This is a genomic window from Methylobacterium sp. 190mf, from assembly GCF_900107945.1.
Lineage (GTDB): Bacteria > Pseudomonadota > Alphaproteobacteria > Rhizobiales > Beijerinckiaceae > Methylobacterium.
The window spans coordinates 1-6,957 of the sequence record NZ_FNVI01000021.1 but is presented as its reverse complement, the minus strand read 5'-3'; the positions used below and the strand labels follow the sequence as shown (position 1 = coordinate 6,957).

General features: G+C 64.8%; 5 protein-coding genes and 4 pseudogenes. 2 read left to right on the top strand and 7 right to left on the bottom strand.

The features are described from left to right. A pseudogene (locus tag C4T42_RS32475) lies at positions 1 to 227 on the bottom strand (IS630 family transposase); the annotation flags it as partial. Positions 228 to 374: 147 nt separating this feature from the next. After that, the gene (locus C4T42_RS22465; protein WP_103985886.1) at positions 375 to 1,595 is read right to left on the bottom strand and encodes an IS256 family transposase; all 1,221 of its coding nucleotides are present in this window, start codon (positions 1,593 to 1,595) and stop codon (positions 375 to 377) included. 57 nt (positions 1,596 to 1,652) lie between these two features. On the opposite strand from C4T42_RS22465, the pseudogene C4T42_RS22460 reads away from it, so the two are divergent. Beyond that, positions 1,653 to 2,366: pseudogene (locus C4T42_RS22460) on the top strand (DDE-type integrase/transposase/recombinase); the annotation flags it as partial. Positions 2,367 to 2,501: 135 nt separating this feature from the next. On the opposite strand, the gene C4T42_RS22455 reads toward C4T42_RS22460, so the two are convergent. The 4 genes and pseudogenes from C4T42_RS22455 to C4T42_RS32470 all read right to left on the bottom strand — a co-directional run. Then, positions 2,502 to 2,747 carry a hypothetical protein gene (locus C4T42_RS22455; protein WP_042675712.1) on the bottom strand — a complete coding sequence of 82 codons (246 nt, stop codon included), beginning with the start codon at positions 2,745 to 2,747 and terminating at the stop codon, positions 2,502 to 2,504. Positions 2,748 to 2,829: 82 nt separating this feature from the next. Continuing rightward, positions 2,830 to 2,958: a hypothetical protein gene (locus tag C4T42_RS32775; RefSeq protein WP_272481373.1), complete on the bottom strand. Its 129-nt coding sequence runs from the start codon at positions 2,956 to 2,958 to the stop codon at positions 2,830 to 2,832. A 42-nt stretch (positions 2,959 to 3,000) separates the two neighbouring features. Beyond that, positions 3,001 to 4,353 carry a transposase gene (locus C4T42_RS22450; protein ID WP_103985885.1) on the bottom strand — a complete coding sequence of 451 codons (1,353 nt, stop codon included), beginning with the start codon at positions 4,351 to 4,353 and terminating at the stop codon, positions 3,001 to 3,003. Between the two features lie 682 nt (positions 4,354 to 5,035). Beyond that, a pseudogene (locus C4T42_RS32470) lies at positions 5,036 to 5,413 on the bottom strand (lytic transglycosylase domain-containing protein); the annotation flags it as partial. Between the two features lie 1,027 nt (positions 5,414 to 6,440). On the opposite strand from C4T42_RS32470, the gene C4T42_RS22440 reads away from it, so the two are divergent. After that, positions 6,441 to 6,662: a hypothetical protein gene (locus C4T42_RS22440; RefSeq protein ID WP_042675716.1), complete on the top strand. Its 222-nt coding sequence runs from the start codon at positions 6,441 to 6,443 to the stop codon at positions 6,660 to 6,662. Positions 6,663 to 6,853: 191 nt separating this feature from the next. Here the strand turns inward: C4T42_RS22440 and C4T42_RS22435 are convergent. Further along, positions 6,854 to 6,957 (bottom strand): annotated as a pseudogene (locus C4T42_RS22435) (IS630 family transposase); the annotation flags it as partial.

Genomic DNA, 6,957 nt, shown 5'->3' with positions numbered 1-6,957 from the left:
GTCTCGTCGATCAGCGTACGCAGGAACGTCTCGTACGGGTCGAGCTTGGAGCGGCGGGCACGCCCCTGCGGCCGGGCGGCCACCGTCCCAGTCGCGGCGAGCGCCGCCATCCAGCGGATCGCGGTTGCTTGGCCGACCCCGAAGCGGGCGGCCGCCTGACGGCGCGAGGTCGCCGCAGCCGCGGTCACCACCCGCTCGCGCAGGTCCAAGCTGTAGGGGCGGCCCATGCATCACTCCGGCTGTCGACCGGCCTGAGTGAATCAGCCTCCCAGCGCCGCGTGAACCCTACCAACCCGACTCAGCCCAAACCGAAAACGCTCTAGCGGTGCGCTTGGGACTGTCAGGAATTCCGTGTGCGGGCGGCGGATTGAACATCAGGCCGCCATGGCCCTGGTGAAGCGCTCACCGAAGATGACGGCGAACTGCGCCTTGGCCATGATCCACTCACGCGGTCCCATCTTCCACGCCTTCTCGGAGCGGTTCAAGACCAGGTAGAGCAGCTTCAACGCGGCCTCGTCGGTCGGGAAGTGCCCGCGGGCGCGCACGGCCCGGCGCAGCGTGGCGTTCAGGGCCTCGATAGCGTTCGTGGTGTACAGGATCCGGCGAACCTCGCCGGGGAAGGCGTAAAACGGGATCACCTCGCCCCAGGCTCGTCGCCAGCTCTGAGCGATGGCCGGGTAGCGCCGACCCCATTCGCTTGTCTCGAAGGCCGCCAACGCCGCCTCGCCAGCCGCGGCATCGAGCGCGCGGTAGATGTCCTTCAGCGCCCCCGCCACGAGCTTGCGGTCCTTGTAGGAGACGAAGTCGAGGCTGTGGCGCAGGAGGTGAACGATGCAGGTCTGGACCAGCGCCTCGGGGAACACCGCCCGGATCGCATCGGGGAAGCCCTTCAGGCCATCGACCACGGCAAGCAGCACGTCCTCGACGCCGCGGTTCCTCAGCTCGTTCATGACCCGCAACCAGAACTTGGCGCCCTCGTTCTGCTCCAGCCACAGGCCGAGGATCTCCTTGGCGCCGTCGGCGCGCACGCCCAGCGCGATGTGGACGGCCTTGTTGCGGACGACGCCCTCGTCGCGCACCTTGATCCGCAGGGCGTCGAAGAACACGATCGGATAGACCGGCTCCAGCGGCCGGGCTTGCCAGGCGGCGACCTCCTCCAGAACCGCGTCGGTCACCGCACTGATCAGGTCGGGTGAGACCTCGATCCCGTAGAGCTCGCGCAGGTGCGCGACGATCTCTCGAGTGCTCATGCCGCGCGCGTACATCGACACGATCTTGTCGTCGAAGCCGGGAAAGCGGCGCTGATACCGGGCGATCAGCTGCGGATCGAACGTCGCCTGCCGGTCGCGGGGGATCGCCAGCTCGATCCGGCCCGTCTCGGTCGTGACCGTCTTGCGGCCATAGCCGTTGCGCGTGTTGCCGGCGTCCTCGCCCGCCAGATGGTGGTCCATCTCGGCGTTGAGCGCCCGCTCGGCCAGAGCCTTCTTCAACTCGTCCAACAGACCGTCGGCCTCGAAGGCCGTCTTCGGATCCGCACCGGCCAGAAGCTGGTCCAGGATCGCATCAGGAATACGGGGTGCTTTGCGTCGTGCCATCGGGAACCTCCTTCGGATCCACTATGGCCGCCCCCACACGAAATTCCTGACAGTCCCATGCGCTTCACCGACGAGCGGCGCTACTTCGTCTCGGAGGCGACCGTCTACCGCCTGCTCAAGGCCCAGGACCTGATCACCAGCCCGGCCGACATCGTGATCAAAGCCGCCGATGAGTTCCGGGACAAGACCACCGCGTCCAATTAAACCCGGCAGACGGACTTCACCTATCTGAAGGTGATCGGCTGGGGCTGGTACGACCTCTCGACCGTGCTGGATGACTTCTCGCGCTACATCGTGGCGTGGAAGCTGTGCGCGACGATGCAGGTCGGCGACGTCACCGCCACGCTCGACCTCGCGCTGGCGGCGGCCGGGCTCGATCATGTGCAGGTGGCGCATCGGCCGCGGCTGCTCTCCGACAATGGATCAAGCTACGTCGCGGGGGATCTCGCCGACTGGCTCGGCAGCCGTGGCATGACCCATATCCGCGGCGCGCCCCGCCATCCTCAAACGCAGGGCAAGATCGAGCGCTGGCACCAGACGCTCAAGAACCGCATCCTGCTCGAACACGCCTACCTGCCCGGCGAACTGGAGGCGCGGGTTGCCGCCTTCGTCGAGCACTACAACCACGATCGGGCTCACGAGAGCCTGGCCAACCTTACTCCCGCCGACGTCTACTTCGGCCGCTGCGAGGCCATCCTGCAGGAGCGGGCGCGGATCAAGCGCCAGACCCTCATCGATCGCCGCTTGCGCCACCACGCGCAGGCTGCCTAACCTCTCGACCCAGAAGGACCAGAGCCTCCGTTCCTGAGCGCCTCAAGTCGTCTCAAATCATCTGACGACGGACAAGTGTAGGATGGCCGGTGACGGTTGCCCAGGGTACGCGGATGCCGGCGAGCGCGGGCCACGCTACTGGCCGGCACCCGCGGCGGCGGTGCCGGCTTCGGGGACGAAGCGTCGCGTCGACCAGATGATCTGCCCTGCGTCGTCCCAGAGGATCGCCGACCCCGCACGTTTGGCCAAAAGGGCAACAAACCGGGCTTCTGCCTCGACGATCGCTTGCGTGTTCGTCATCGCGTCGAACCGTTCGCTGGCGACCGACAAGCCGCTCGCGCACCTACGGTGGATGGGGCATTCGAGGTGGAACACAGCCATGGCCTCGCTCTAGCAACGAGTCTGCCAAAGCGCTTTCTGGAGCCTACACGGCTCGGATGTTTGGTCTGCTCCGTTGATCGGATCAGAACATCCACACCAGCAAGCCGATTAAGGCTGCGAACTCGGCCCCGATAAGGATGATGAGTAGGGCAAGGCATCGCTCGTCTGAAACGGGTTCGGCAAGCTCAGCGGCGACGGCCTCATTCGGCATGGTCAAGCCTCCCAGGCGAGACCTTAGCTCGACTTTGGCCACTCATGCGGCGTGGCAGAGGGCATAGACCCAGGGCGCTGGCAAACGGAAGCGGGGTTTTGTTCGGGTGCGTCGGCGCGGTGATGTTGCCAAAGGCCGCTCGCGCCAGATCGCATAGCGCACGGCGGCCAGTGCATCGGCGAAGGTCGGGCGCGGTTTGGGGTACCTCGCGGCCGCCGCGATCCGTTGCCGTTGGCGGACTGGGAGCCGTGCAGCCAGCAGCGTGACGATCGAGAACAGGGCGAGCAGGCAGGGCGTGGTGCGGGCGATGGCCTTGTCCGACCACTGCCGCTGCGTCTCGACACCGAGATGGGCGCGCGCTTCCTGGAAGGTGACCTCAACGGTCCAGCGCCGCACGAACCATCCCACGATCTGCGCGGGCTCGCGCATCGGTTCGGTGCAGAGCAGGGCCTGCGGTGCAAAGCGGCTCTCGGGATCGCGCACCAGCACCCATCGGATCGGCACGACCGGCAGACCGCCGTGCCGCCACACGGCGGTCCCGGAGGCGATTTCAAGGGTGCGCTCGCCGGCCCCGTACCAGCCGGGCACCACGACCGCGTGCCAGCGCGTGTCCTTGGCCGCGAGGATCGCGGCGAGCGTCGGCAGCCGCGCGCCTTTGGTCCGCGGGCGTCCGATCGTGCCGGGCGGCCGCGGTGGGGCCGGGTCGTAGAGAGCAGCATCCAGCCGCAGGCGGGTGATCGTCGTGATGCGGGCGCGGCGCATCGCGTCGAGGAACAGCAAGGCCGAGAAGCCGCTGTCGCCCACCACCACGAGGTCGCGTGCGCGCAGCCAGCGGCGAGCCTGGAGCGCGAGTTGGCGTCCGACATCGAGCAGAGGCTTGTGCCGACGGCCGCGTTCGCGACAGGCGCGCTCGGACGGCACCAACGCGGTCAGGAACGGCAGCGCCCAGACGCGCCCCGCCCAGGGAATCGGGGCGAGCACCATCAGGCTCATCCAGCGCAGCCCGCTCGCCTTGACGAAATGGCTATCGGAGGAGCGAACTGGATCACGGTAGATGCCCTTGGCCGCGATCCGCTTGCCGCGGCGGCGCTCGATCGTATCGTCCAGTCCCAGGACCACGGGGCCGCGTTGCGCGAACGCATCGACGAGGAGCCCGAGCAGGATACGGCTGCCGGAGCGCGGGCACCACGCCGCCCGGTTGAGGATGCGGTGGACGTTCACGAATCGCCGCTCCTGCGCGCGGCCGATGATGCGCAGGACGCTCGTCACCGTGCGCCGCCCCGGCGTCAGGATCGCGCCGACCAGCAGGATCTGAGCGTGTCGCCACGAGCGGTGGACGAACAGCGGTGCGAACGCCAGGATAAGTCCGGCGAAGCGGGCAGGCAGGGGCAGCATGGCGGTGTCTCTTGGCGGGGACGCCACCAGCCTATCCATCACGCCCGCTTCGTCACCTCCACCCACCCAACCCGCCGCAAATGGCCAAAGTCGAGCTTAGATACCGCGATGATTTGAGATCAGTCCCCAACACAAGTTGAAATCTCTGGGCGCGGCTGCACTTTTTGCGCGCAGATCAAATTTCGCTACCCTTCACGCGCTCCGGCCATCGCCCAACCCCGGTTCGGCGCGACGGGTTGAAGAGGTTTCTGAGGAGCAGTTCATACGCAGCACTCAGCCTCTCAGTCGATGTCCACGCCTCAGCCGAAATGTGGATTGCCGGCCCGCGCGGGCGCGCCATCTCTATGATCGGCACACCAATTTGGAGCCGCACCCATGTCTCTCAGGCACTTCGTTTTCGACAACGAGGCCGACGCTCGGAAGTGTGCGGCGGAGTTCGGCGGGAAGGCCAGCGTGGTCTACCGCGGCGACTATCGCCACGACTGGTTGGTATCGGTAGACGGGTAGGGCTGCGGCGCCGACGGCGGTCGCTCACCCGCCGTCAGCCTTCGCCATCTGCCGACCATGGTTCTGAACCACGTCGCGGAACAGGTTCCCGGCGGTCGAGGTCGTGACCCTGCAGGCGCAATCACCAACCGTTCCGGATTACGGGCTCTGCGATGGCGAGCATGCCACCAGCCTGCCTCCAATCGTCCGCGGATCGTCCTGTAACTTTGGCGACGTAGGTTCTCGTTTCCTGCGGCAGCGATGAGCGCCCAGCCAGCCAATTCTTCACACGTTGCGGGCCCGCGTTGTAGGCGGCCGCTGCCAAGCCCAGGCTGCCAAAGGCGGCTTGTTGCTCGCGCAGGAACTCTGCCGCCTTTGGTATGGCCTCGAACGGGTCGAATGGATCTATCAAGCCGCGCTCGGCTGCGGTTGCCGGCATGAACTGCGCAACGCCTTGAGCCCCGGCGCGACTGACTGCGCGGTGATCAAGCCCGCTCTCCTGCTGGAGGAGCCGCAGGAAGAAGTCGACCGGTAGGCCCCTGGCCTCGGCTGTGTGCTCAATGAACTGCTTCAGGCGCTGTTTGTCGCCGTAGAAGGCGTTGAGCCATGTGTCCTGAAGCGTCCCGGCAAACTGGGGGATCTCGGCCGCTGCTTTCACGGCCGTGAGGGTCGTGCGGACGACATTGGCTAAGGCGTCGTCGGCAGACATGAACGCCGTGAAGCTGGGCACCCGCGAAGCTAAATTGGGATTGCCTCTCCTGGGAGAGCCTACCGCCGGCTCAGGCTGAGAGGGAAACACCGTCAAGGTGGCACCAAGAAGCGGGGCTGCCATCAGGACGAAAATCTTGACTCTGTACGCATCAAACCTACACGCGTTTCTCCGGAAAGCTCGCCGACCAGCCCGAGCCCTGAATACTTTCTCGCTAATCGTCGATAACTCTCGCATTCTTACCTTTAGGCGCGCGTGCCGGCAGGCCAGCATCTGAAAGTTCAGCTCTGAAGGCGGACGGTCTGCGAGTATGCAGACCACGAAATCGGTCTTCGCGCAACTTTATCACAAAATATGAGTGGCGAACTCTGTTATCTCCGGTGAAGAAAAGCAAACTTGTCGGCGCGCCCCCAATTCTGCACCCAATGACAGCAAGGGTTCCAGATGATCGAGTGGAGGGCGAGCTGGAGACGCACGTGCTGGGCTTAAATCAAAGAATTATTTCTAGAAGCATCTAAAGGCGTAAGCGGACCAATTGTTGATCACGATATAATCTTGAGCAGCACGCTCCTGATATGAGCGCGCAGCTTTTCTTTGCGCCGCATATCCTGATTGGCCTGAGACTCACCGGACTTGTCTGATTTTGTCATGGCTATGCCCCATGTAAGGAGCGCCACTTCAGAGGCCTGATGGCCTTGGTCGAGAGGGCGATCGCCCATATCTTTAGTCTATCGCGCTGTCGAAATCTCGACAAAATTGCAACTCCGCCGGCGAATTCACGTTTCAGATATCTTAAGGTTTATCATCGATATTTGCGGGCAATCGATCGATTGAGATTACTCAGTCGTGGCACCGCGCCCTGAAGAGGGGTGCAGCTGGGGGAGCGGTCCGGTTGTCTGAGCGCTTCTACTTCGACCTTGAGAACGGCGTGCTGACCCTTTCTGACAAGGAAGGTGTCGAGGCCGCCAGCTTTGAAGAAGCGATGGAGGAGGCGCGCAAGGTGATCAGTGAGGTGGCTGGGGAACTGACAGCAGACTGTCCTGGAGAGACGTGGCTGCTGGTCATGAGGTATGAAGCCGGATCACTGGTTGGCCGATTGCCGATCAAGGCCTGATGCGGCCGCCACTCCGCTGATCAACATCACGTCCGCTCAGCCGGCGCCATCGTCCGCCCGCGGCTCAGCACCACGCCCTTGAACAGGTTGCCAGAGGCTGAGGATCAATCCGCCTTGACCATCCGCCGCCCGTGGTTCTGAACCACGTCATCGAACGGACTGCCGGGGGCAGCGGTTAGAGCGGTTTCGGTTTAATCGGGGTCGTATCCTGCCGCGACGAAGAAGTTTGCGGCCTCGTCGGGCGTGACGGCATCGACGAGCCGCCCGATTGTGGTCCAGAGCCCTTCGCGCGTGC